General features: G+C 71.3%; 12 protein-coding genes and 2 pseudogenes. 12 read left to right on the top strand and 2 right to left on the bottom strand.

Annotation, left to right across the window (positions count from 1 at the left end; genetic code table 11):
• Window positions 1–68: 68 nt before the first annotated feature.
• From ACN28I_RS25585 to ACN28I_RS25570, 4 genes are all read left to right on the top strand, one after another.
• Window positions 69–1,721 (top strand): carboxypeptidase-like regulatory domain-containing protein, encoded by a 1,653-nt coding sequence (locus ACN28I_RS25585; protein WP_420944559.1) that lies wholly within the window; start codon window positions 69–71, stop codon window positions 1,719–1,721.
• Window positions 1,722–1,936: 215 nt separating this feature from the next.
• Window positions 1,937–2,398, top strand: a complete 462-nt coding sequence (locus ACN28I_RS25580; RefSeq protein WP_420944558.1) for a response regulator — start codon at window positions 1,937–1,939, stop codon at window positions 2,396–2,398.
• Window positions 2,399–2,424: 26 nt separating this feature from the next.
• Complete coding sequence (locus ACN28I_RS25575) at window positions 2,425–6,237, top strand: protein kinase domain-containing protein (RefSeq protein WP_420944557.1); 3,813 nt, start codon at window positions 2,425–2,427, stop codon at window positions 6,235–6,237.
• Window positions 6,238–6,373: 136 nt separating this feature from the next.
• Window positions 6,374–7,399, top strand: coding sequence for an ADYC domain-containing protein (locus ACN28I_RS25570; RefSeq protein WP_420944556.1), 1,026 nt, complete (start codon window positions 6,374–6,376; stop codon window positions 7,397–7,399).
• Window positions 7,400–7,486: 87 nt separating this feature from the next.
• Here the strand turns inward: ACN28I_RS25570 and ACN28I_RS25565 are convergent, their stop codons facing one another.
• Window positions 7,487–7,945, bottom strand: coding sequence for a hemerythrin domain-containing protein (locus tag ACN28I_RS25565; protein WP_420948893.1), 459 nt, complete (start codon window positions 7,943–7,945; stop codon window positions 7,487–7,489).
• Between the two features lie 147 nt (window positions 7,946–8,092).
• Between ACN28I_RS25565 and ACN28I_RS25560 the strand changes: the two are divergent.
• The 6 genes and pseudogenes from ACN28I_RS25560 to ACN28I_RS25535 form a co-directional block, all read left to right on the top strand.
• Window positions 8,093–8,254 (top strand): annotated as a pseudogene (locus tag ACN28I_RS25560) (Uma2 family endonuclease); the annotation flags it as partial.
• Window positions 8,255–8,389: 135 nt separating this feature from the next.
• Window positions 8,390–9,298, top strand: a complete 909-nt coding sequence (locus ACN28I_RS25555) for an OmpA family protein (protein WP_420944555.1) — start codon at window positions 8,390–8,392, stop codon at window positions 9,296–9,298.
• 64 nt (window positions 9,299–9,362) lie between these two features.
• The gene (locus tag ACN28I_RS25550; protein ID WP_420944554.1) at window positions 9,363–11,390 is read left to right on the top strand and encodes a TonB-dependent receptor; all 2,028 of its coding nucleotides are present in this window, start codon (window positions 9,363–9,365) and stop codon (window positions 11,388–11,390) included.
• Window positions 11,391–11,461: 71 nt separating this feature from the next.
• Window positions 11,462–13,456 (top strand): hypothetical protein, encoded by a 1,995-nt coding sequence (locus ACN28I_RS25545; RefSeq protein ID WP_420944553.1) that lies wholly within the window; start codon window positions 11,462–11,464, stop codon window positions 13,454–13,456.
• 54 nt (window positions 13,457–13,510) lie between these two features.
• Window positions 13,511–16,027: a 2-dehydropantoate 2-reductase gene (locus ACN28I_RS25540; RefSeq protein WP_420944552.1), complete on the top strand. Its 2,517-nt coding sequence runs from the start codon at window positions 13,511–13,513 to the stop codon at window positions 16,025–16,027.
• Between the two features lie 101 nt (window positions 16,028–16,128).
• Window positions 16,129–17,355, top strand: coding sequence for an esterase/lipase family protein (locus tag ACN28I_RS25535; protein WP_420944551.1), 1,227 nt, complete (start codon window positions 16,129–16,131; stop codon window positions 17,353–17,355).
• Here the strand turns inward: ACN28I_RS25535 and ACN28I_RS25530 are convergent.
• Window positions 17,348–18,910, bottom strand: a complete 1,563-nt coding sequence (locus ACN28I_RS25530) for a CehA/McbA family metallohydrolase (protein WP_420944550.1) — start codon at window positions 18,908–18,910, stop codon at window positions 17,348–17,350. The two genes, ACN28I_RS25535 and ACN28I_RS25530, sit on opposite strands and share 8 nt — an antisense overlap.
• Before the next feature lie 224 nt (window positions 18,911–19,134).
• Here ACN28I_RS25530 and ACN28I_RS25525 point away from each other — a divergent pair, with 224 nt between their 5' ends.
• Window positions 19,135–20,328, top strand: a complete 1,194-nt coding sequence (locus ACN28I_RS25525; RefSeq protein WP_420944549.1) for an efflux RND transporter periplasmic adaptor subunit — start codon at window positions 19,135–19,137, stop codon at window positions 20,326–20,328.
• A 12-nt stretch (window positions 20,329–20,340) separates the two neighbouring features.
• Window positions 20,341–23,504 (top strand): annotated as a pseudogene (locus ACN28I_RS25520) (efflux RND transporter permease subunit).
• The last annotated feature ends 5 nt before the right edge of the window (window positions 23,505–23,509 follow it).

Here is a 23,509-nt window from a genome sequence, read left to right as displayed (position 1 = left end):
GGCCGGGTCGGAGACTGTGTCCGCGCCGCCCCACGCGGGCTCAACCTCCAAGCATTCAAGGTGGGAAGATGAAGAAGCATTGGGCAGTCGTGCTGCCGCTCCTGGTCGCCGGATGCGCGCCGGAGGACAAGGATGGAGATGGCATCGCCGACGGCGTCCGGGATCCGGACTCCGTGTCGGTGGTGGCCCCGGCCAACCCCAAGGGGACCGTCTCCGGCCAGGTGCTCAACACCCGGATGGCGCCCCTCGCGGACGCCGACGTGAAGCTGACCATCGGCAGCGCTCCGGCGGACAAGCCCTTCGAGGCGAAGACGGACGCCTCGGGCAACTTCGTCCTCACCAGCGTGCCGGCCGGCGCCGAGGTGCTGGTGACCATCAGCAAGCCGGGCTACGCCACGCTGCGCGCCAGCGCCCTGGTGCCCTCGCACGCGGGCAACATCCCCATCAACAACGGCAACGCCAACATCGGCGCCGTCTCGCTCGCCGAGACGAATGGCAGCGTGAGCTTCTCGCTCCTCACGCCCTCGGGCTCCCCCGCCCGCGGCGCCAAGGCCTACGTCGAGGCCGTTCCCGCCGGCACCATCGCCTTCAACGGCGGCACGGCCACGGCCGTCAGCTCGGTGGTGGTCGCCGCCGAGGCGGATGCCCTGGGCATCGTCACCTTCCCCGGCGTGCCCGCCCCCGCGGAGCTCGCGCGCATTGGCGGCGTGGGTGAGGCCGCCGGGGGTTACCGCCTCTGGGTGGATCCGGTGGACACCAATGGCGACGGCATCATCGACGCCGCGGGCTATGCCCAGAAGATCGACGCCTCGACGCTCATCGTGAGCGGCGGCTCGCAGCTCCTGCGGCTGCCCGTCCCGCGCAATGACGCCGGGGGCGAGAGCCCCGCCTCGGGCTTCCAGATCGTCGCCACCAACGTGCCCAGCCTCCACTACGTGAAGCTGGCCGATGGAGATCCGCAGAAGCCGCAGATGGAGCTGCAGAAGAAGCCGATGCGCAACCTGGTCCGGCCCGGCGAGCCCATCTACCTGGGCTTCAGCCAGCCCGTGGCCCGCGAGTCGCTGCTGGCGCTCGTGGCGGACGAGTACGGCCGCGAGAAGTTCGACGTCACCGTGACGTCGAGCGCCGCCGGGGACGTGTACACCCTGACGCCCCCCGCCTCCATCCGCGAGGGCGTGGAGTACAACCTCATCCTGCGCGCCACCTCGGCGTATGACGGCACCGTGCGCACCTGGAAGGGCTACTTCATCAGCGGGGACCCCAAGAGCCCCCGGGCGCTGCAGCTCTCCAGCGCCCTCTACCGGGATGGCGCCACCGGCACCGCCGGCACCCTGGACCCGGGGGAGTGCATCATCATCAACTTCAACCAGGCCGTGCTGCCCACGGCCGTGCTGCTCGACGCCGTCGTCAGCACGGGCGAGGCCAGCCCGCCGTCCTTCAAGGCGGCCCCCGCCGCTCCGCCCTCCTCCAACCCCTGCTTCACCGCGGAGTCGCCCACGCGCTACCCCATCGACTCGGTGAACTTCAACGAGGCCACCACCCGCTTCGTCTTCACCTACAGCGGCGCGGCGATCAACCTCACCACCAACACCGTCAAGGTGCGGGCGGATTTCACGAAGTTCCAGTCGTCGGACCTGTCCACGTATTACGAGACCTCCTGGGGCGCGCCCGTGTCCTCGGCCTCCAGCCCCGGTCTCGAGGTGACGCTGGGCAAGCTGTAGCGGGCTGTAGTCCGGCAGTCGGCGGTGGAGGGCAGGCGTCCAGGCGGCACTGCGTGGCCTGAATGTCCCGAGTCACCATCGCTGTGCGTGAAGTGTCCGGGCCACGACAGGATTTGTGGCCCGGACGCGCTTGGAGGCTGGCGCCCACGAGCGCATCCGCGAGGCCGTACATAGCATGGTGCGGCGTTCCCACCTTGTACGAGGGGCCCCGCGCTATGACCTTACCGCTCACGCAAACCCTCGAAAACAGGCCCCATGAAGGCGGAGAACCGCCCGAGCCGGCCAATACGGCCGAGCGCCGGCGGGTGCTCGTGGTCGACGATTTCGATGACGCCCGCGAGATGTATGCGGAGTACCTGGAATTTGTCGGCTTTCAGGTAGAGGTGGCCCGCAATGGCGTCGAGGCCGTGGAAAAGGCCCAGGGCGTGCTGCCGGACATCATCCTGATGGATCTGTCGCTGCCGGTGATGGATGGCTGGGAGGCCACGCGCCGGTTGAAGCAGGACCTGCGCACCCGGGACATTCCGGTGATGGCGCTCAGCGGCCATGTGCTGGCCGGCAACGCGGAACAGGCGCGGCAGGCCGGCGCGGACGAGTTCATCGCCAAGCCCTGCCTCCCGCAGGACCTGGAAGACCGCATCCGCCGGATGCTCAAACCCAGCAAGCGCAGGCCCTGACCTCACACCCAGGTACGACCGACCCCGTGGGCCCTCCGCCTGCATCCCGGTCCAACGTCGACGGGTGGACTCCGCCCGAGGCGTTCGACGAGTACCGTCTGGTGCGCCTCATCGGCCATGGCGCGACGGGACGCGTGTACCTCGCGCACGACACCCTGCTCGACAGGCCGGTGGCGGTGAAGTTCGTGCGCGCGCTGGGGGAAGGCGCGCTCAGCCGTTTCCTCGTGGAGGCCCGGGCCGCGGCGCGCGTCCAGCACCCCCACGTCGTCACCCTCTACCGGGTGGGGGAACTGGAGAACCACCCCTACCTCATCTCCGAATTCGTCCGCGGCACCTCGCTGGACCGGCTGCCCCGGCCCATGCCGTGGGAGCGCGTGCTGGGGCTCGGCAAGGACCTGGCGCGGGGACTGGGGGCGGCGCACCGGCGCGGCGTGCTGCACCGCGACATCAAACCGGCCAACGCCCTGCTCACCGAGACGGGCGAGGTGAAGCTGCTGGACTTCGGGCTGGCCAAGCTGCTGGACGCGGATGGCTCCAACCAGGAGGACGCCCCGCCCGCGGCCACCCCGGCCCGGCCGCCGCCCCTGCCCGAGCTGGATGCCGACAGCGTGGCGGGCTCGCTCGACGGGGTGGACCTGCCGTCGCTGCCCGCGGGCATGCTGGTGGGCACTCCTTATTACATGTCCCCGGAGGCCTGGGCGGGGGAGGAGCTCACCGCGCGCAGCGACGTGTATTCGCTGGGGCTGGTGCTCTACGAGCTGTGCGCCGGCCGGGGCCCCTTCCGGCACGTGCCCCTGCGGGAGCTGTCCCACGCGGTGCGCACCCTGGACGCGCGGCCGCTGGCCGAGGCCGTGCCGGGCGTGGACGCGGACTTCGCGGCCGTGGTGGACCGGTGTCTGTACCGGGCCCCCGAGGAGCGCTTCGCCTCCGCCGTGGCGCTGCTGGATGCGCTGGAGCTGCTCTCGCGCGACGAGTGGGCGGGCGCCGTGCCCGAGGGCAATCCCTACCGCGGCCTGCAGGCCTTCGAGGCCGAGCACCGCGCCCTCTTCTTCGGCCGGCGCCGTGAGCAGCGCGAGGTGCTGGAGCGGCTCCGGGCCGAGCCCTTCCTGCTCGTCGCGGGCGACTCCGGCGTGGGCAAGTCCTCGCTGTGTCTGGCCGGGGTGCTGCCCCGGCTCGCGGACGGGGCGCTCGAGGACGGGCGGCGCTGGCGGGGGGTGCGGCTGATTCCGGGCAGGCGTCCCGTCGCGGCGCTCGCCGCCGCGCTGGCCCCCGTGCTGGGCGCCGATGAGGAAGGGCTGGTGGCCTCCCTGCGCGCGGACCCCACGGGCTTGGCGCGCCGGCTGCGGGCCCACCTCGGCCCCGAAGGGGGGCTCGCCCTCTACGTGGACCAGCTGGAGGAGCTGGTGACGCTGGCGGGGGACGCGGAGGCCGCGCAGGCAGGGCTCGCGCTCGGGGGACTGGCCGAGGGCGTGTCCGGCGTGCGCGTGCTGGCCACGTGCCGCAGCGACTTCCTCACCCGGCTGACGGCGGTGCCGGGCCTGGGCGCGCTCGTGCCCGGGGCGCTCTACCTGCTGCGGGCGCTCGGCCCGGAGGAGATTCGCGAGGCGGTGGTGGGCCCGGCCCGGGTGAAGGGCGTGCGCTTCGAGTCCGAGTCCCTGGTGGATGCGCTGGTGGCCTCGGCCGCCGGGGGCGGGCTGCCGCTGCTGCAATTCGCGCTCGCCGAGCTGTGGGAGGCACGCGACGAGGACTCGGGCGTCATCACCCAGGCCGCGCTGGACGGGCTGGGCGGCGTGGCGGGCGCGCTGGCCAAGCACGCGGACGCGGCCGTGGAGCGGATGCTGCCGGATCAACGCACGGCCGCGCGCGGGGTGCTGCTGCGCCTCATCACCGCCGAGGGAACGCGGGCGCGCAAGACGGACCGGGAGCTGGTGGGAGACGACCCGCGCCACCGCGCGGTGCTGGAGGCGCTGGTGCGGGCGCGCCTGCTGGTGGCGCGGGAGGTGGACGGGGGCACCTCCTATGAAGTGGCCCACGAGGCGCTGCTGACGGGGTGGGGCACCCTGGCGCGCTGGCTGGCCGAGGCCGCCGAGCTGCGCGAGGTGCAGGCCCGGCTGGAGGCCGACTCCGCCCATTGGGAGCGCCTGGGCCGGGTGCGGGACATGCTCTGGAGCCACCGGCAGCTGGCCGAGGCCGCCCCGCTCGAGCGCGCGCAGCTCACCCGCCGCGAGCTGGCCTTCCTGGAGGCCTCGCGCCGCACGGTGGTGCGCAGCCGCCACCTGCGCCGGGCCCTCGCGGTGGGCTTCGTCCTGTCGCTGGGGCTCGTCTACGCGGGCCTGCGGTGGCACGAGGCGTCGGTGCGCGACCGGGCGGTGCGCGGCTGGCTGGCCGAGGCCGCCACCGCCATGCAGGGCGTGCAGCGCGAGCACACCACCTTCTCCACGGCGCGCGAGGAGGCGCTGAGCCACTATGACGCCGGCCGCAAGCAGCAGGGCGACGCGGCCTGGGCGCGCACCACCACCGCCGAGGCCGTGCTGCACCGGCGCCTCAACGAGGCGGGAGACCACCTGGAGCACGCGCTGGTGTTGGATCCCATGCGCGAGGACGTCCGGGCGGCCCTGGCCGACTTCCTCCTCGAGCGCGCCCTCCACGCCGAGCAGGCGATGGAGACCAGCGAGCTGACGGCGCTGCTGCAGCGGCTGCGGCTGTACGACACGACGGGTGAGCGCTGGCGGCGGTGGACGTCTCCCGCGCTCGTCACCCTGGAGCTGCCCGTCTCCGGCGCGGAGCTGGAATTGCGGCCCATGTCCCGGGACGCGGAGGGCCGCGAGGTCATCGGCGAGCCGGTGCCCACCACGCCGGGGCCCTGGGTGGACATGGCGGTGCCCCCGGGAGACTGGCGGCTGACGGTGCGTGCCCCGGGCCACGAGCCCGCGCTCGTTCCGCTGCGCCTCGCCCGCGGTGAGCGCAGACGCCTGGCGCCGCCGCTGCTGCGCACGGGAACGGTTCCCCCGGGCTTCGTCTATGTGCCGCCGGGGCGCGTGCTCTTCGGCAGCGCGGCGGATGCGAGCGTGCGCGGCTTCTTCAACGCCGTGCCGCTGCATGCCAAGGAGACGGAGGGTTTCCTCATCGCCCGCCAGGAGACGACGTACACGGAGTGGCTGGCCTTCCTGGAGTCCCTGCCCGCGAAGGAGCGCGCCCTCCGCCAGCCGCGCACGAGCACCCCCTACCACGGCATGCTCCAGTTGGATCGGGAGCGGGGCACCTGGACGCTGCGCTTCCAGCCCGGTGACGTGCTCTACACCGTGCGGCTCGGCGAGCGGGTGCGCTACGCGAAGCGGGACCGGCGGGTGGAGCAGGACTGGACGCGCTTCCCCGTCACCGGCATCTCGTTCGCGGACGCGGAGGCCTACGCGGCCTGGCTGCACAAGACGGGGCGGGTGCCGGGAGCCCGGTTGTGCACGGAGCTGGAGTGGGAGCGCGCCGCGCGAGGCGAGGACGGCCGCGAGTTCCCCCACGGTGACTCGCTCGCCCCGGACGATGCCAACGTGGACCTCACGTACGGCAAGGAGCCCGGGGGCTTCGGCCCCGACGAGGTGGGCTCACACCCGGCCTCCCGCAGCCCCTTCGGCGTGGATGACCTGGCGGGCAACGCGTGGGAGTGGACGCGCTCGACGCTGGAGCCCGGGGGCGTGGTGGCGCGAGGAGGCGCCTACTACTTCGCCTCCGCCTCGGCGCGCCTGGCCAACCGCGAGATGCCCGAGCGCAACCTGCGCAACATCACCGTGGGCATCCGCTTGTGCGCGGACCTGCCCTCCGGGGCGTTGTCCCCGGGGAAGTAGCGCCCCGGGGCACCTCCACGGGTGATGAGCGACAGACAGTGCAAGTGTCCGTATGCCACATGTGTGGCTTGCCGGGCGGATGGCCACTGCACACCCTCCGTGCGTCTCGGGGATGGAGTACCAGAGGGGTGGGGTCATGAGTGCAAGCGGGTGGTGCCGGGTCGTGGTGGCGGCCGTGGGCGTGGTGGCGTGTGGAGGTGAGGCGCCAGTGCAGCGGGACTCACCCCTCGGGGCGGCCGAGTCGTCGCTGGGCACTCAGAACGGCGCGAACCTCAATGGCGCCAACCTGAATGGCTCGGACCTCAACGGCTCGGACCTGAATGGCTCGGACCTCAATGGCCAGTACCTCTCGGGGATGCTGGTGTCGGTGGACTACGCGGGCGTGTGGTTCGAGGGTACGCAGCCGGCCTCCTGGCTGGGCCAGTGGTCCACGTGGAACGAGGCCCGCGTCGAGGACGTGTGGCTGGAAGGCTCGGCGTTTCATGGCTGGTACGACGAGCGCCCCATCTCCGGACAGGACTTCGCGCAGGCCCACTTCCTGGGCAACCTGGGGGATGGGAGCCAGGTGGAGCTGCGCGTGGACGGGGTGACGCGGGGCACGGGCGCGAACGCGGACGTGTGGACGTACCAGGTGTCCTATCTCGCGCCGGCGGACGGCCAGTGGCGCCCCATCTGCCGTGACGCGAGCGGACAGCCGGCGGCGGCCATCGCGGTGGCGGGCGCCTGGGACTACCGGCAGGGGATGCCGGGAGTGGGCGGCAGGAAGTACGACGACCCGCGCGTCTTCACCTTCGCGTGCGAGGGCGCGGCGATCGCGAAGTGCATCCGCTTCGGTTACAAGCCGTGGGCGAGCGTCAACGGCGTGAGCCTGGCGGCGCACCACCAGGCGTGCACGCGCCTCATCCGCGCGGACTACTGCGGCGATGGCACCTCGCACACCGTGAACGGGCAGTGGGTGAACGTCTTCGACGCGGTGGGCGTGCAGCAGGACACGGAGACGTGGGGCACGGAGGCGGAGTGGGGCACCGACGGGGCGCTCTGCTTCACGGACCACAACCGCGCGCCTGTGCCGGTGACGTGCGCGGAGGCTCCGAAGAAGGCGCAGTGCGGCACGCCGGACGCCTTCTCCACCGGCACGCTGCTGCAGAGCGAGACGCCGTAGCGACGGCGGGTTCCACTTCACGGCCTTGCGCACGTTTGGGCACGTTGCGCACGACGAGCGCGTCGAGCGTTCCGTCTCTGAGAGGGCTCAGGCTCGGGCGAACGCCACCCGGGCCCCCTCATCCGGCGCCAGCGGCTGGGCCGGTGTGCCGAAGAGCGACTCCTCCTCGTGCTCCATGTCCAGGATGACGGCGTGGGTCAGGGCCTCGACGAGTTCCCCGAGCCGCTTCGTGGCATGGACGCCTTCGAGCCGCGCCTGGATGGAGGCGATGATCTCACGCTGGTGGGCGTGGTTGTGCTGGAGCGCCGCGAGGTGCTCGGCGGCGGGGGCCTGTCCCTCGCGCGCCATCTCCTCCAAGAACCGCTCCTCGTCCGCCATGTGGTTCAGCAGCCCCCGGGTGAGCTGTCGCGCTCCGTCACGCAGCATCTCCGCGTGGGCGGCATCGCCTTCCGCCACCTGCCGGGCGAGCTCCCCCACGTTCACCAGCAGCTCGCGAAGCATGTGGTGCTGGGCCAGCACGTTCATCTTGTTCTCGTCGAGCATCATGCCCTGGAGGACTGCAATGCCCGGGCCGCCCCCTGCATCCTGGCGGAGAGAGCGAGCCGGTCCCGGAGAGCGCTCGAGACGCGAAGATTTTGCGCTCCCCGCCCACGTCCGGGCGCAGCTTGTGCCGAGCGCCCGCGAGCGAACGGCAAGTGGATGGCGAGCCACGAGGGCAAGGGGCTGGAGTGGGTGATGGAGGTGCACGTGGGCGGCGACCGCAAGAAGGACGCCGAGTACAACGTGGAGCGCTACGCCCGCCTGGGGATTCCCGAGTACTTCATCTACGACCGGTCGCGGGAGCGGCTGCGAGGCCCTATTTCCCGGTGAAAGTTTTCGAGTGTCACCGTTGTGTTTACCCACGTTCGACTCCGCAGGTGGGGAACACGCTCCCTCTCCCTCGCGAGGGCACGGAGGTATAAGGGCGCTGTTCACTCCAAGGAGCCTCGAATGCGTATGCGCTGGTGTGTCCTCCTGCTGGTTCCGTTGGTCGGCTGTGTGTCGCAGAAGGCGTTCGATTCGAAGTCGGCTGAGGCCCACACCCTCAAGCAGCAGTACGACGAGCAGCAGGAGCAGATGAAGGCCTTGGAGCAGAAGCTCTCCGAGACCAAGGCGGCCGCCGAGGCGGCGGAGAAGGAGAAGGCGGAGCTGGAGTCCTCGCTCGCGAACAGTGACGCCGAGCGCCGTGCGCTGCGCAAGCGCGTGGACGAGCTGGCCGAGCTCAACAAGGAGCTGTCCCGGAACACCGAGAAGCTCGAGGCGGCCAAGGAGGCACTCGAGAAGAAGTCCAGCGAGTACGAGAGCCTCGCGAAGAGCCTCAAGGAGGAGATCAAGACCGGGAAGATCGAGCTGTCCGAGCTGAAGGGCCGGATGGTGGTGAAGATGAAGGACAAGATCCTCTTCTCCTCCGGCAGCACGAAGCTCAACAAGGAAGGCCAGGAGGCGCTGGAGAAGGTGGCGCAGGCGCTCAAGGACGTGGAGGGCAAGCTCATCCGCGTCGAGGGCCACACGGACAACGTGCCGTTACCGGCGGACGGGAAGGCGGAGTTCGCCTCGAACTGGGAGCTGTCCACCACGCGCGCGCTCGTCGTCGTGAAGCTGCTGCAGGAGCAGGGCGTGCCGCCCACGATGCTCTCCGCGCTGGGCTACGGCGAGTACCAGCCCATGGCCTCCAACCAGACGGCGGAGGGACGGAGCCTGAACCGGCGCATCGAGATCGTCCTCGCCCCGGCCGAGCAGGCCCCGTCGGCGGTGGTGGCGGCCACGGTGAAGAAGGCCCCCGCTCCCGCCGCCAAGCCCGCCACCAAGCCCGAGGTGAAGCCGGCTTCCGGCGTCAAACCCGCCGCGAAGAAGAAGTAGCGGCGCCGCGGACAAGCGCGGACACATCCCCTCTCCCTTCGGGAGAGGGAGCTCCGAACCCGAGATGCGTACAACGCCCTGTGTCCTGCTTGCGCTCCTCGTGGGCTCCGTCTCCCGGGCCGGGCAGCCGCCCCCGGAGACCGCTGCCCCGCTCTCCTTCGAATCCTCCGAGCTGAAGGACCTCGCGGGCACGTGGGGCGAGCCCTTCCGTGCCCTCATGGTGATGCCCGGGGTGAGCCACGTCGTCTCCGGCGCGAGCCTGCCCGTGGTACGTGGCGCGGCTCCCTCGTCCACGGGCTTCTACCTCGATGGCGTGCGTGTACCGCGGCTCAATCACCTGTGGGTGGGCCCCTCCGCGCTGCACCCCGAGCTCGTCTCCGGGCTCGACTTCCACCGGGGTCCCGCGCCCGCGCGATTCGGCCGGGAGCTCGGTGGCACCGTGAACGCGCGGCTCCTCCCGCCGAGCACGGAGGCCGTGCGCGCGGCCGCCTCCATCGACCTGTTCAACGTGGGCGTGCTCACCCAGGTGCCCATCGCCTCCACGGGCACGGAATTCACCCTCGCTGGCCGCTTCGCGTACAGCCCATGGATCGCCGCCGCGGTCATCAACGGCACGCGCGGCACGCCGGGCCCGGACCTGGTGCTCGGGCTCTTCGACTACCAGGCGCGCGTCACCCAGTCCGTGGGCCGGGGCTCGCTGCGCCTGTTCGCCCTGGGCGCTTCGGATGACGCGGGCCTGAGCGGCCCGGGAGATGTCGTCCGGGTGGGCACGGCCTTCCATCGCGTGGATCTCCGCCTCACGCACCCGCTGGGCGTGGGCGAGGCCGAGGCCGCCGTCACCTGGGGCCAGGACACGCTGGGGGCCACCGGGGGAGGAGAGGCCTCGCGTGTCAGCGTGGGGCTCTCCGAGCGCACGCTCGGGGCGAGGATGGCGTGGCGGGCCACGCTGTCCCAGGGGCTCGCGGTGGAGGCGGGGGCGGACGTGGAGCGCCGGAGCGCCGACACGGAGCAGTCCACCACCTTCCGCCCCGGCGAGGCCGGTGACCCCCAGCGGCCCACCGTCACCACGGGAGGCCCCCAATCCCTCGCGCGGGTGACGCTCGCGGGCGCGTACGCACAGGCCACGTGGACGCAGGGCATGTGGCGGCTCACCCCGGGCCTGCGCGTGGACGGCTACCTGCTGGCCCCCGCGCTGAACCGGGTGGCCGTCGAGCCCCGGCTGCACGCGCGGGCGGTGCTCTCGGAGACGGTGGCGCTGCGCCTGGGCGCGGGCCTCAGGCACCAGGCGCCGAACCACCTCCTCGACGTGCCGGGCGTGCAGTCCGCGGCGCTGCGGCTGGGGCTGCAGCGGGCCTTCCAGGTGGAGGCGGGCGCGGACGTGCGAGGCCCCGCGGGCTTCACCTTCGGCGCGGACGTGTTCGTCCACCCGATGCTGCGCACGGTGGAGCTGGACGTGCTGTCCTTCGACATGCTCGCGGACGACCCGGTGGCGCGAGGGCGGGAGCGCACGGCGGAGGGCCACGGCTACGGCGTGGAGCTGCTGGCCCGGCGCGCGCTGTCGGAGCGCTGGTCGCTGCTGGCCTCGTACACCTTCCAGCGGCGCACGCTGAACACGCGCGTGGAGCGGCGGGACGGCGCGGGCCAGGTGGTGGGGACGGAGGTGGTGCCGCTGCCCTCGGCGCTCGAGCAGATGCACGTGCTCAACGCGGCCGTCACCGTGAAGCTGCCGTGGGGCCTCACGGTGGGCACCACGCTGCACTACAACACCGGGGCGCCCGAGGCGGGGGGCCTGCTCTTCTCGTACACGCAGCGCGAGGGCGTGGACCCGGTGAGGGGCACGACGCGCTGGGTTCCGGAGGACCGGGACCGGGTGACGCGCCTGCCGGGCTACTTCCGGGTGGACGGCCGGGTGTCGAAGACGGGCACGCTGGGGCCGTTGGCGGCGGAGGCGTGGCTGGACGTCTTCAACCTCTCGCTGACGCGGGAGACGTTCCGCTACACCTACGGCAGCGAGAAGGGCGAACTGGTGCGCAAACCCTTCGGCCTGCCGCCCGTGACGCTCCCCTCGCTGGGCATCCGGGCGAGTTACTGACGGTCACAAGCCATCTCCGTGCCCTCTCTCTCCATGGGGAGCTCATCACCTCACGGGAGAGAGGTACACGCATGAATCCGGGCACTGAAGGCAACGGACACGGCCGTGACGGCCGCGTTCCGTGGCGCCGGCGCATCACCTCGGGGGCGTGGGGGGCGGTGCGGTTCCTTCTCGGCTACACCCGGGCCAGGGGCTATCGGGTGTCGAACCAGACCAACCGCCGGTTGAGGATCCGCCGCGGTGACGGAGCGGTCCTCCTCCTCTCTCCGTTGGAGCGGGCCAGGCCGGTGTCCGCGCAGGACATCGATGCGTTCGACCTCCGGACCCTGGAGCAGCGGGGAACGCTCTCCCTCCAGCCCGAGCCGAGCCGATGGGTGCACCGGCTGGCCTTCGTCCAATCGCTCACGGGCAAGCTCTCGCTCCTGTCCTTCGTCGTCGGCGCCTATCTGTTCCTCATCCACTTGTTCGAAGGTGGTTGGGCCCGGACGTATCTGCTGCTCTCGCTCATCTTCCTGGGGCTCTCGCTCGTCTCGATGCTGCTGGTCGCCCGGCTGGGAAGCAGGGCGGGGGTACGGCCCTCTCTCGGAAACTGGGCCCGGGGAAAGTTCTATCTGCTGCTGCTCCTGCTCATCGGGTTTGGCATTCCGAGCCTCGTCATCCTCGCGTCCGAGGGGTTCATCGGCCATCTGCGGAGCATGCTCGTCTCCCTCACCCAGTGGGTGGTGACGCGGGGCCAGGAGCTCCCCGAGGTGCCGTTCACCGCCCGGCTCCTCGTCGCCGGCCGACTCCTCCAACTGCTCTTCATCGGTCTGCTCTCGCTGCTGCCGGCCCTGCTCTTCTTCGCCTTCGACCGGGAGCACCAGGGCACGCTGCGCGAGCGGTTCGTCGCCCATATCTTCCGGTTCGATCCGGAGGTGAAGACCCGGCAGGACGTGCGGGCCCGCTACGGCAAGCAGATGGACGAGGCCTATGGTGCCGAGCTCCGTGAAGGGGTCATCCGCCTCATGCCCACGCGGCGCTCGCCCCTGCTCGTGGCCTCGCTGGTGCTCGCGCTCGGCTGGACCTTCACCCTGCTGAGCGTGGAGCCGCGGCCCGGCGTCGACTCGCCGGTGGACTTCCTGGCGTTCTTCCAGCCCCAGAAGTCCACGCTCCCCTTCGGCTTCCTGGGCGCGTACGCCTATGCGCTGGCCACCACCTTCCGCAGCTATGCCCGGAGGGATCTCCAGCCGAAGATCTACAGCCACATCACGACCCGTGTCTTCACGGTCATGGTCCTGGCCTGGGTGCTCGAGGAGAGCTGGTTGATGGTGCCGGGCGCGCAAGCCGACAAACCGGCCCTCGCCGCCGCGCTGCACACGCTCGCCTTCGTGACGGGCATCATCCCCGAGACGGGGCTGGTCTTCATCGGAGAGCTGCTGCGCACCTCCTTGCGGAGGATGAAGCGGTTCTCCCGGGACCCGGGCCTCCAGCTCGTGGACCCGCACGCGCCCCTCACCAGCCTGGAGGGAATCGACATCTATGACCGGGCCCGCCTCCAGGACGAAGGGGTGACCAACGTGCAGGCCCTGGCGCGCCATGACGTGGTCGAGCTGATGCTCCAGACGCGCGTTCCCGCGCCACGGCTCCTGGACTGGGTGGACCAGGCCATCCTCCATCTCCACTGCAATGTGGGAGGGAAGGTGGGCGGCAACCCCGACACGCTGCTCTCGAACCTGCGCCGGTACGGCATCCGCACGGTCACGGACCTCCTGGAGGCGAGTGACGAGGCGCGGGAGCGTGGAAAGGAGGAGGAGTTCCTCCAGCTCCTGTCCGGCCCCGCGTCCGACGGGAGCATTCCCCGGCTGCGGATCGTGCTCGATGTCATCAAGGACGAGGAGTGGGTGGCGCAGCTCCGTTGCTGGCACAAGACGCAGAACGTCCGGGAGGAGGTGCTGGAGGTCCCCGTGCCTCGCCCCGAGCCGAAGGCCCTCTGGCCCGGGCCCGCGGATTCCACCTCCCCGGCTGCCCTCCCGAGTGTCACCGGGCGCCGGGCCGGTGACGGAGCGGCTGCGCCACCTGTTGCATGAGGGCACCGGAGGGCATATCCGGGAACCTCCAGCCGCAGCGGAGGAGGACCGGGCATGTACCTCGCGGACACGGTGGTGGGCCTCATCGAGCACGGGCGCGAGGGTGACCTCGCCATCGGAGCACCGGGGAGGCCCGGGTTGACGCATGGCGGACTGCGGGAGCTCGCGCGGCACACCGTCACGGCGCTGAACGGCATGGGCCTGGGACGTGGGGACCGGGTGGCGCTGGTGCTGCCCAACGGACCGGAGATGGCGGCGGCCTTCGTCACCTTCGCCTGCGGCACCACCACCGCGCCGCTCAACCCGTCCTATCGGGCGGAGGAGTTCGACTTCTACCTCTCCGACCTGAATGCCCGGGCGCTCGTCGTGCTCGAGGGCATGGAGAGCCCGGCCCGCGCCGTCGCCGCCGCGCGAGGCATTCCCGTCATCGAGCTGGTCCCCGATGCGAACGGACCCGCGGGCCGCTTCACCTTGAAGCCGGAGCGGCCGCTCTCCGGCACGCCGGCGCGGGCGGGGTTCGCCGAAGCGGGGGACGTGGCGCTCGTGCTTCACACCTCGGGGACGACGGCGCGGCCGAAGATCGTTCCCCTGAGCCACACCAACGTCACGGCCTCCGCGTACCACATTGGCCAGACGCTGCGGCTGGAGCGCGAGGATGTCTGCCTCAACATCATGCCGCTCTTCCACATCCATGGGCTCATCGCGGCGGTGCTGGCAAGCCTCGCGGCGGGCGGCGGGGTGGTGTGCACGCCGGGCTTCAACGCGCTCAAGTTCTTCGGCTGGTTCGAGGAGGTGCGTCCGAGCTGGTACACGGCGGTGCCCACCATGCACCAGGCGATCCTCGGCCGGGCCAGCCGCAACACCGGGGTCATCCAGGCCGGGCGGTTGCGGCTCATCCGCTCGTCGTCCGCGTCGCTGCCGCCGCAGGTGATGGAGGAGCTGGAGCAGGTGTTCGGCGTGCCGGTCATCGAGAGCTACGGCATGACGGAGGCGTCGCACCAGATGGCGTCGAGCCCGCTGCCGCCACGGCCGCGCTACGCGGGCTCGGTGGGCATTGCCTCGGGGCCCGAGGTCGCCATCATGGGGGAGGAGGGAAACCTGTTGCCCCCGGGGGCGCTCGGGGAGGTCGTCATCCGGGGCCGCAACGTGACGGCCGGCTACGAGAACAACCCCGAGGCCAACGCCAAGGCCTTCACCCACGGTTGGTTCCGCACGGGAGACCAGGGGGTGCTCGACGAGGCGGGCTACCTGCGGCTCACCGGCCGGCTCAAGGAGATCATCAACCGCGGGGGCGAGAAGATCAGTCCGCTCGAGGTGGACACGGTGTTGATGGACCACCCGGCGGTGCAGCAGGTGGTGACGTTCGGCATGCCGCACCCGAAGCTGGGCGAGGAGGTCGCCGCCGCCGTGGTGCTGCGCGAGGGCGCGAGTGCCGGGGAGCGGGAGCTTCCAGGACTTCGCCTCGGCCCGGCTGGCGGACTTCAAGGTGCCGCGGAAGATCGTCTTCCTTTCGGAGATTCCCAAGGGGGCGACGGGCAAGTTGCAGCGCATCGGTCTCGCCGAGCGGCTGGGGCTGAATCCGTGAAGATCGCCATCTTCGGCGCGGGAGCGATGGGCGGGTTCTTCGGCGTGCGGCTGCTCCAGGCCGGAGCGGACGTCACCTTCATCGCGCGGGGGGCCCACCTCGCCGCGATGCGGGACAAGGGGCTCACCCTGCGCAGCGGCGGCGAGAGCGTCACCGTCCGGCCGCCGTGCACCGATGACCCGGCCGAGGCGGGGCCACAGGACTACGTCCTCATCACGCTGAAGGCGCACTCGCTGCCCTCGGCGGCGGTGCGGATGCTCCCGCTGCTGGGCCCCGAGACGGCGCTCGTCACGGGCATCAACGGCGTGCCCTATTGGTACTTCCACGGCCTCGAGGGGCCGTACCGGGACCGGCCGGTGGAGAGCGTGGACCCGGGTGGGAAGCTCCGGGAGACGCTGCATCCCTCGCGCGCCATTGGCGCGGTGCTCTACCCGGCGGCCGAGGTGGTCGAGCCCGGCGTCATCGAGCACACGTATGGGGATCGCATCACCCTGGGAGAGCCCGATGGAAGCAGGAGCCCGCGCGTCGAGGCGCTGTCGAAGCTGTTGATCCGAGCGGGCCTGAAGGCGCCGATCCGGCCGCGCATCCGTGACGAGCTGTGGGTGAAGCTCTGGGGCAACCTCGCCTTCAATCCGCTCTCGGCGCTCACGGGCGCGACGCTGGACAAGCTCGCGACCCAGGGGGACCTCCGGGCCGTGGCGCGCAACATGATGGTCGAGGCCCAGGGAGTCGCCGAGGCGCTCGGGGTGCGCTTCCCCATCGACGTGGACAAGCGGATTCACGGTGCGGCGGAGGTCGGCGAGCACAAGACCTCCATGCTGCAGGACCTGGAGCGCGGCCGGCCGATGGAGATCGACGCGCTGCTGGGCGCGGTGGTGGAGCTCGGCCAGCTCGTGGGCAAGCCGATGCCCGCGTGCGAGCTGGTGCTGACGCTGGTGCGCGAGCGTGCACGGCAGGCCGGCTGCTACCCGGCCGAGCGCCCGTAGTCCCGGAGCACGTCGTCACAACACCTCCCGGCCCACTCTTTCCTCGAGGGGAAGTGGGTGGGGGCATGCCGCGCTCACCTCGCGCGCCCCACGAGGTGTCCATGCAGAACCACATCGTGCTCGTCCCGGGCTTCGGCGGTTTCGATGCCCTCGGCTCGTTGCGCTACTACCACGGGGTGACCCAGGTGCTCGGGCCGTCCCCGTTGGTCCTGCACTACTTCCCCAACCTGCCCACGGCGAGCGTGCAGACGCGGGCGCGGCGGTTGCGGCTGTGGCTCGGCGACCTCCAGGAACGGCGGGTGATTGGGGGCAAGGACGCCCTCCACCTGGTGGGCCACTCGACGGGCGGGCTCGACATCCGGCAGCTCCTCATCGACTACCGGAGGCGTGAAGGCACCCAGGCGCCCGGGATGGACGTGCTCGAGCGGATCCGCACGGTGCAGTTCATTTCCACGCCTCAGCGTGGGACGAACCTGGCCCGCCGCGTGAGAGGACTCGGGGGGGCTTCGCGCGTCCTCACCCGGTGGATGCCGCGCATGCTCTACGAGACGACCCGCGCGCTCCGCACCGGGGGCGTGAGTTTCGCCGGACGGTGCCTCCAGCGCATGTGGCCTCCCGATGAGGGCTCACCCGACTGGCTCGATGCCGCCATCCAGACGATGGTGGGCTTTGGCGCCAGGCGGGAGAACCTCGAGCGGGCGCTCGCACGGGCCTCGTACTTCGAGACGCTCCGGTGGCTGATGCACGTGTCCACCGATGTCGCCGCCATCAGCGACCTGGACCCCGTGCGGGCCCCGGGCGCGCCCGAGAGCCCGGCGCACCGGACGTCGCCCGACGAGGAACGGGACTTCCTCAGGGCGAAGGACATCCACTACCGCTCCATCGTGACCGTCGCGAAGCGCCCGGCGGAGGATGCTCGCGGGCTGTTCAAGTTCGTGTACGGGTTGACCTCGCGCGGCCCGACACCGGAGCTGGGCCAGGCCCGCTCCATCCCCTGGCTGGGGGAGTCGAAGCAGGGGACGCGAATGCTGACGCCTTCGGACAACGACGGCATCGTCAACAGCGTCTCCATGGTGTGGCCGGATGCGGAATCCAGCTTCCTGGTGGAGGCGGACCACGCGGACGTCATCGGCCATTTCCGCTACTCCCAGCCGCCCCGGCAGGAGCTGGATGCTCCGCAGCGCTACTACCAGTACGACCTGCTGTCCTCGGGCTCGAATTTCGGCCAGCGCGAGTTCGAGGCCCTATGGGGGGAGATCGCTTCCTTCACCGGGAGCTGGAGGTATCCGCGAGACCTCGCAAGGCCCGAGGAGGCCTGGGTCATGTGAGCCGGCGCCTGCGTCCGAGCGCCAGCACGGCGAGCGCGAGCACTCCCGCGCTCCAGCCTGGTGCCGAGCCACAACCACAACCCCCCGATTCGGCCACCTGGGGCACCGGACCCGGAATGCCGCGCATGTCCGCGGTGCGAGCCACCCACAGGTGGCTGGTGACGGTGCGCGGATGGCCTTGGATCCACACCTCCACACGAAAGCGATCCTCGCCATGTCCGGGCGCGGTGACATCCTGCTCCACCACGAAGTCGTCCGAGGTCACCTCCACGAGCGGCAGGCGCACGCCGTTGTGGACGAAGCGCACCTGATGGCCCCGGGCCCCCGTGACGCGGGCGCTCAGCCGGGCGCTCCGCGCGAGCACGGTGTCCCCGGTGGGCGCCACGCTGCTCGTCAGGTCCACCATGGGGTCCTCCGGCCCCTGGAGCTTCACCACGGTGCGGCCCTCGCGGATGCCCTCCAGCAGGGCCGCCACGCTCAGCTCGCGCGCGTACACCAGCGTCGTGGGGTTGCCGATGGCGCTCTGGGTGAAGTCCAGGTCCACCCCGGCGCGATGGTCATCACTGCCGCCGAGTGCCGCGGTGTGGTGCCCCTGCGCGACGAGCCAGTCCCAGTAGCCGAGCGCGCCCTCGGAGAAGAAGCGCCCCAGCTTCTCCCAGCCGCCGTTGGCCACCTCGATGGCGTCCACGCCGCCCGGGGGCACGGTGTGCTGCCACGCGCAGCCGATGCACAGGTCTCCCACGTCGTAGGTGGGGTGGTTGATGGAGAAGAGCGCGCCCTGGCGGTGGAAGGCGCCGATGGCCTCCTCCAGGGTGATGCCCTCGTTCACCCGCGGCGGCACGTAGGCCGTGGCGCCGATGGCGTTCGCATGGCCCGCATAGGTGGTGTACTCGATGCCCGGCACCAGCAGCAGGTCCGGGAAGCGCGGCTGGGCGTCCACGAGGAAGTCGAGCGTGGACGTGGTGTTGTGCTCGGTGAGGACGACGAAGTCGAGCCCCTGGCCCCGCGCGAAGCGGGCGAGCTCCTCCAGCGGGGCCCTCGCATCACCGCTCTCGCGAGAGTGGACGTGGAAGTCGCCCGCGTACCAGCGCGGTTGCGCGGAGAGCGCGCTGGCGGGGCGGTAGGGCTGGCGCTCGGGCTGGGGCGCGAGCCGGGCCGTGGTGCGCAGGTGCACTTCAATCCGGTAGCGCGCGGGCGTCTTGCGGATCTTCGCCTTGCCCACCGTCACCTTCCAGGTGCCCGGGGGCAGGGGACCGGCGAGGTACGAGCGCGAGGCGGCCTGCTCGCCCACGATGGCGGGCTCCTCGTTGCCGCCGCCGTAGCCGCGGAAGCCGGCCGGATCCTCCAGGCCCCAGTCGAGGATGTTCTCGCTGGCGAGGTCGTCATGGTGGACCTCCAGCTCCACGGTGCCCGGCGGTACCTCGAAGGGGACGGTGAAGTAGCTGCCCTCGGTGGGCACCTCCCCCTCCAGCACCAGGGGGCCGGCCGCGAGGGCGGAAGTACAGGCGAGGAAGCAGGCGAGGAGCGGGCCGCGGAACGAGGGCAGGGGACGCACGGGGCGCGCAGCGTATCCCATCCCGCCGCACGGCCGCCCGGGTGCTCCCCGGGCCGGGGTGCACCCGCGAGGGCTCGAGCGCGTCGTGGAGAGGATGGATGAGTCCAGGCAGGCAGGCACGAAGAGAGCAGCCGACGGGGGAAGCCCGGGTGGGACATGGGATGCAGGCGGGCCTGCGTGTGCACATCTCTACGCGGCGTGTCAGGAGGTGGAGAGGGGTGAACATGAGTACGGGACGCCGGGGCGCGGCATGGGCAGTCCTCGTCTTGCTCTCGCTGGGGGCGCTCCCGGGCTGCAATCGAGCGGACTCGCAGGCGCAGCAGCCCCAGGAGCAGGCCTCGGTGGTGCTCGGGCCGGATGACGTGGTGCGGGTGGAACCACGGGAGCTGCGCAGCGGCCCCGTGCTCTCCGGCACGCTCCAGGCCCGGCGCGCCGCCACCATGCGCGCCGAGGTCCAGGGCGCCGTGCTGGAGATGGTCGTCGAGCAGGGCCAGCAGGTGAAGAAGGGCCAGTTGCTCGCGCGCATCGAGGACAACTCGTTGCAGGACCAGCTCATCGCCGCGCGCGGCGCGGTGCGGGTGGCGCGCAACGCCCTGCAGGTCGCCCGGTCCGAGGAGGAGCGCAACCGCAAGCTGTCCGACGCGGGCGTCATCACCCGGCGGGACTTCGAGCGGGCGCAGCTCTCGCGCCACCAGGCCCAGGCGCAGCTCTCCGAGGCCGAGGCCCGGCTCGCGCTCGCCCGCCAGCAGGTGGGCCGCACCCGCATCCGCGCTCCCTTCACCGGAGTGGTGAGCGAGCGCCTCGCCAGCGCGGGTGACATCGTCCAGCCGGGCACGGCGCTCTACACCGTCATCGACCCGACCAGTCTGCGGCTGGAGGCCTCCGTGCCGGCCGCGCAGCTCAGCACGCTCGAGCCCGGCATCGAGGTGGACTTCAACGTCGGCGGCTATGGGGACCGCTCCTTCAAGGGCCGCATCGAGCGCATCAACCCCGCGGTGGATCCGGGGACGGGCCAGGTGCGCATCTACGTGGCCCTGCCCAACACGGAGCAGGACCTGCTCACCGGGCTCTCCGCCGAGGGCCGGGTGGCGTCGCTGCGGCGCGAGGTGCCCGCGGTGCCCGTGGCGGCGGTGGACGTGCGCGCCGAGCCGCCCACGGTGTTGCGCGTGAAGGACGGCCGCGTCGAGCGCGTGCCGGTGACGCTCGGCATGCGGGACGAGCTGGCGCGCCTGGTGGAGCTGCGCTCCGGCGTGCAACCGGGGGACGTGGTGCTGCGGGCCTCGGCGGGAGACATCGCCGAGGGCACCCCCGTGGAGGTGCGGCTGCCCGAGCGGCCCCAGGAGCCCGAGCCGGGCGTGGGTGGTGCTGGCACTCCTCCGCCGGCCGAATCTCCGCCCCAGCAACCCACGCCGCGCTGAGGAGCCAGCCCCGTGTTCATTTCCAATTTCGCCATCAAGAAGCCCATCGTCACCATCACCGCCATGCTGGCGCTGGTGGTGTTCGGCGTGGTGGCGCTGATGTCCCTGCAGACGGACGAGTTCCCCGACGTCCAGCAGCCCATCATCAACGTCACCATCGTCTACCCGGGCGCCTCACCGGACGTCGTCGAGCGCGAGCTGGTGGAGCCCATCGAGGACGCCCTCTTCGCCATCAGCGGGGTGGATGCCTCGCAGTCCACCTCCAGCGCCATCGACGGCCTCGCCCAGTTCACCATCTTCTTCGACTTCGAGAAGGACCTGCAGCAGGCCTCGCAGGACGTGCGCGACGCCATCTCCAGCAAGCGCAATGACTTGCCGCTGGAGATGGAGGAGCCCGTCCTCACGCGGTTCGATCCGGCGGACATCCCCATCGTCTCGCTGGCCATCACCTCGGACACGCTGCCGGCCACGGCGCTCACGCGGCTGGTGGACCCGGGCATCGTGGGCGAGCTGCGCTCCCTTCCCGGCGTGGCCCAGGCCTCGGTGGTGGGTGGCATCGAGCGGGAGATGACGGTGTTCGTGCGCCCTCAGTCCCTGCAGGCCGCGGGGTTGAGCATCTCGCAGGTGGTGCAGGCGCTGCAGGCGCAGAACCTCGCCGCGCCGGTGGGCCGGCTGGACGGGCCGTTGGAGGAGACGACCATCCGCCTCAAGGGCCGGCTGGAGACGCCCGAGGACTTCGCCCGCGTCGTCATCGCCGAGCGCGGCGGCCAGCCCATCCGGCTCGGCCAGGTGGCCAACGTGGTGGATGGGACCGAGGATCCGCGCACCCTGGCCCTCTTCAATGACCGCGAGGCGGTGGGCATCGACATCCTCAAGGCCAAGGGCTACAGCACCACGCAGGTGGCCGATGCCGTCCGCGAGCGCATCCACGCCCTCCAGTCCACGCTGCCCCCGGGCGTGAAGATGGAGATCGTCCGCGACTCGGGCGTGCAGGTGGACAACGCGGTGGAGAACGTCCAGTCCGCGCTCGTCGAGGGCGCGCTGCTCACCGTGCTGGTGGTGTTCCTCTTCCTCAACTCGTGGCGCTCCACCGTCATCACCGGCCTGGCGCTGCCGGTGAGCGTGCTCGCGTCCTTCATCAGCGTGTGGGCGTTCGGCTTCACGCTCAACACCATGTCGCTGCTGGGCCTCACGCTGGCCATCGGCATCCTCATCGACGACGCCATCGTGGTGCGCGAGAACATCGTCCGCCACATCGAGATGGGGAAGGACCATTACACGGCCTCGCGCGAGGGCACGAGCGAGATTGGCCTCGCGGTGGCGGCGACGACGTTCTCCATCGTGGCCGTGTTCGTCCCGGTGGCCTTCATGTACGGGGTGGCGGGGCAGTGGTTCAAACCCTTCGCCCTCACCATCGCGTGCTCGGTGCTGGTGTCGCTCTTCGTGAGCTTCTCCCTGGACCCGATGCTCTCGGCGTACTGGCCCGACCCGGCGGTGGAGAAGGGGGCGCACAAGGGCCCCATCTCGCGGGTGCTCGCGCGCTTCAACCACTGGTTCGACCGGCAGGCGGACAAGTACAAGGGCGTCATCGCCTGGGCGCTGGACCACCGGCTGGCCATGGTGCTGTTGGCGGTGTTCTCGCTGGTGGGCGCGGTGGTGTTGCAGGGCCTGTTCGGCGGCGGGGGCTTCGTCCCGGTGAGCGACCGCGCCGAGGTGGAGATGCTGGTGGAGACGCCCGCGGGCTCCAGCCTCGAGTACACGAAGCGCAAGGTGGAGGAGGTGACGCGCATCGCGCGCAACCACGGCGAGGTGCGCTACACCTTCACCACCATCGGCACGCCGTTGCCGCTGCGCTCGCCGGGCGTGGACCAGGCGCTGGTGTACGTGAAGCTGACGCCCAAGGACGAGCGCGAGGTGAGCCAGGAGGAGCTCGGTGTCCAGCTGCGCCGGGAGATGTCGCGCGTGGCGGGGGCGGACGTGTCCGTCTTCACCAGCGGCTTCGGCGGAGCCTTCAAGTCCATCCAGTTGGAGCTGCGCGGGCCGGACGCGCGGGAGCTGACGCGGCTGGCCGAGCAGTTGCGCCGCGAGGTGGAGCAGGTGCCGGGCGCGGTGGACGTGGGCCTGTCCACGCGCGGGGAGAAGCCGGAGGTGGAGGTGGAGGTGGACCGCACCATGGCGGGCCGGCTCGGCGTGACGGTGGCCCAGGTGGCGCAGTCGATGCGCGCGGCCTTCGCGGGCGTGGACTCGGGTGACTGGGTGGACCCCTCGGGCGAGACGCGGGACGTGGTGGTCCGGCTGGTGCCCGAGTCCCGTACCCGCCCGGGAGACCTGCAGACGCTGCCCCTGGTGGCGGGTGCGGCGCCGGGAGGGACTCCGGCCCTGGTGCCCCTGGGCCAGGTGGCCCGCATCCGCGAGACGGTGGGGCCCGCTCAAATCAACCACCTCAACCGCGAGAAGGTCATCAACATCCAGGCGAACGTGCAGGGGCGCTCGCTGTCGGGGGTGATGACGGACGTGCGGGCGCGGCTGGACAAGGTGCGGCTGCCGCCGGGCTACGTGCTGGGGGAGGGCGGCGAGGCGAAAGACCAGGCCGAGGTGTTCGGCCGCGTCTTCCTCGCGCTCGGGGTGGCGGTGCTGCTGATGTACCTCATCCTGGTCATCCAGTTCGGCTCGTTCCTGGATCCCCTGGCCATCCTCATCTCGCTGCCGCTGTCGCTCATCGGCGTGGTGCTGGCGCTGCTGGTGACGGGGGACACGCTCAACATCATGAGCCTCATCGGCGTCATCCTGCTGATGGGCATCGTCGCCAAGAACGCCATCCTGCTCATCGACTTCGCCAAGTGGGCGCACACGCGAGGGTTGCCGATGCGCGAGGCGCTCATCGAGGCGGACGCATCCGCCTGCGGCCCATCATGATGACGACGCTGGCCATCATCGCGGGCATGGTGCCGGTGGCGCTGGGAGCGGGGGAGGGTGGCGACTTCCGCGCACCGCTGGGGCGGGCCGTCATCGGCGGCGTCATCACCTCCACGCTGCTCACGCTGCTGGTGATTCCGACGGTGTACGAGATCCTCCACGACGCCCGCACGTGGATGTTGGGTAAGGTGCGGCGCGGCAAGGGGCCTGGCGGCCGCGAGCCGGTGCACGGCCCACCCGAAACGCGCCCGGGGACTTGAGAAGG

This window comes from Archangium gephyra (assembly GCF_049060025.1).
Lineage (GTDB): Bacteria > Myxococcota > Myxococcia > Myxococcales > Myxococcaceae > Archangium > Archangium gephyra_A.
This window is presented reverse-complemented; position numbering and strand designations above follow the sequence as displayed.

Excerpts from the sequence above, each read along its gene's own strand:
- ACN28I_RS25565 (WP_420948893.1), bottom strand. The coding sequence starts at position 7,945 with ATGATGCTCGACGAGAACAAGATGAACGTGCTGGCCCAGCACCACATG.
- ACN28I_RS25535 (WP_420944551.1), top strand. The coding sequence starts at position 16,129 with ATGCAGAACCACATCGTGCTCGTCCCGGGCTTCGGCGGTTTCGATGCC.
- ACN28I_RS25540 (WP_420944552.1), top strand. The coding sequence starts at position 13,511 with ATGTACCTCGCGGACACGGTGGTGGGCCTCATCGAGCACGGGCGCGAG.
- ACN28I_RS25570 (WP_420944556.1), top strand. The coding sequence starts at position 6,374 with ATGAGTGCAAGCGGGTGGTGCCGGGTCGTGGTGGCGGCCGTGGGCGTG.
- ACN28I_RS25550 (WP_420944554.1), top strand. The coding sequence starts at position 9,363 with ATGCGTACAACGCCCTGTGTCCTGCTTGCGCTCCTCGTGGGCTCCGTC.
- ACN28I_RS25585 (WP_420944559.1), top strand. The coding sequence starts at position 69 with ATGAAGAAGCATTGGGCAGTCGTGCTGCCGCTCCTGGTCGCCGGATGC.
- ACN28I_RS25545 (WP_420944553.1), top strand. The coding sequence starts at position 11,462 with ATGAATCCGGGCACTGAAGGCAACGGACACGGCCGTGACGGCCGCGTT.
- ACN28I_RS25525 (WP_420944549.1), top strand. The coding sequence starts at position 19,135 with ATGAGTACGGGACGCCGGGGCGCGGCATGGGCAGTCCTCGTCTTGCTC.
- ACN28I_RS25555 (WP_420944555.1), top strand. The coding sequence starts at position 8,390 with ATGCGTATGCGCTGGTGTGTCCTCCTGCTGGTTCCGTTGGTCGGCTGT.
- ACN28I_RS25580 (WP_420944558.1), top strand. The coding sequence starts at position 1,937 with ATGACCTTACCGCTCACGCAAACCCTCGAAAACAGGCCCCATGAAGGC.